This window comes from Clostridium sp. AF28-12, assembly GCF_003435225.1.
Lineage (GTDB): Bacteria > Bacillota > Clostridia > Lachnospirales > Lachnospiraceae > Pilosibacter > Pilosibacter fragilis.
This window is the reverse complement of sequence record NZ_QWGJ01000060.1, coordinates 1-1,438: the sequence shown is the minus strand read 5'-3', so window position 1 is coordinate 1,438 and position 1,438 is coordinate 1. Positions and strand designations below refer to the sequence as shown.

Annotated in this window: 1 protein-coding gene; it reads left to right on the top strand. The window is 35.0% G+C overall.

The genetic code is table 11. The annotated features are described in order from the left end of the window. Positions 1-452: 452 nt before the first annotated feature. Positions 453-1,361 carry a hemerythrin family protein gene (locus tag DWY93_RS16755; RefSeq protein WP_165860035.1) on the top strand — a complete coding sequence of 303 codons (909 nt, stop codon included), beginning with the start codon at positions 453-455 and terminating at the stop codon, positions 1,359-1,361. Positions 1,362-1,438 lie beyond the last annotated feature (77 nt).

Genomic DNA, 1,438 nt, shown 5'->3' with positions numbered 1-1,438 from the left:
AGCTGTCCATATAAAGAAGAGTTTTATGACACCCTTTCTGCAATAGGTAAGCTGGATGTACAGCTGGAATAGCAACCGTCAATGGACCTTGACAGCATGATAATTGCTCAAAAACTCGTCCTAGGGATTTTATACCCTTTTTTCTGACAAATTGAGAGAAGTTATGGCTGCATGGATCATTTTTTCAATTCATGGTGCAAGGTTTAGATTAGAAATTGCTCCGTGAATAATTCAGGATAAGTAGTCATTTTTATAAAAAGACAGTGAGTGCGTCTCTTGGAACAGAATGAATATATTCTGAATCCGGGAGGCGCTTTTTATATTTCATTAAAAATGTAAAGTTCGCGTGTTGAAAATGTAAAATGGGAATGATATAATGGTTAAAGCGTTAACTGCAAAATTGGATAATACAGGCATATTGACAGTATAAAAACATGAAGGGAGACGACAAAATGATCAAATGGAGTAAAAATTATCTTATGGGCATAGATAAACTTGATGAAGAGCATAAAGAATTGTTTCGGATATCAGATCAGATTTATAATAGAGTAATGGAGAGAGGAGATGATGCGAAGTACCGGTTATTCCTTATGAATGAAACTCTGGAATATATGCTTAGATATTTTAAAAGGCATGCAAAGAGTGAAGAAATATATATGCGGGAGATAGGTTATGCCGGTTATGAATTTCATAAGATGCTGCATGACGAGTTTTATAATATGCTGCTGAAAAAAAAAGCAGACATTGTAAAGCGCAATGAATGCAGCAAAAAAGAGATAGCAGAACTTGTGGGAGATGGAATTGGATGGCTTTTGGAACATATAATAACAGAAGATATGGCAATTGTAGGGAAAGGAATCTCAGCCATATCTTCATACAATAGTGATTTTGAAGAGCAGCTGAAAAATGTGATCAATACAAATTTGATTTCATTTCTCAATGTTGCAGCAAATGTGAAGATTATAAATAGAAACTATCAAGGTGAAGACTTTGGAAAAGTTATATGCCAGAAAATGGTTTACAATCTGGGATCCCGCCAAATTGTAGTTATATCAGGCATTGAGAAAACATTTCTGATTCGTGTTGCTGAAATGATCTATGGGATAGATATTGAGGATGAGATGGATCTGGTTTTATATAGTATGCAGACATTTGGTGCAAATTTCTGGAGATCAATAGGACAATATTTTGTAGGCAATCATGATTTGCTTTCCCTGAGTTCAAACAGTTTTATTATTGCAAGGAGTATACCGGAAGAGCTGGATATGCTTAAGCCTGAGAAATCATTATTATTTGATTCTGATATGGGAAAATTTTTTATAGCTACAAATGGAAAGATGTCAGAAATTGCACATTTTTAAAGTAAACCTGAATTATTCACGGCAAAGCCGTGATCGTGAATGATTATCCAACCATCCATCTCCTGCTTCGCGGCGAT

Bases quoted from the DNA above. Each gene is read 5' to 3' on its own strand.
- DWY93_RS16755 (WP_165860035.1), top strand. From the start codon at position 453: ATGATCAAATGGAGTAAAAATTATCTTATGGGCATAGATAAACTTGAT.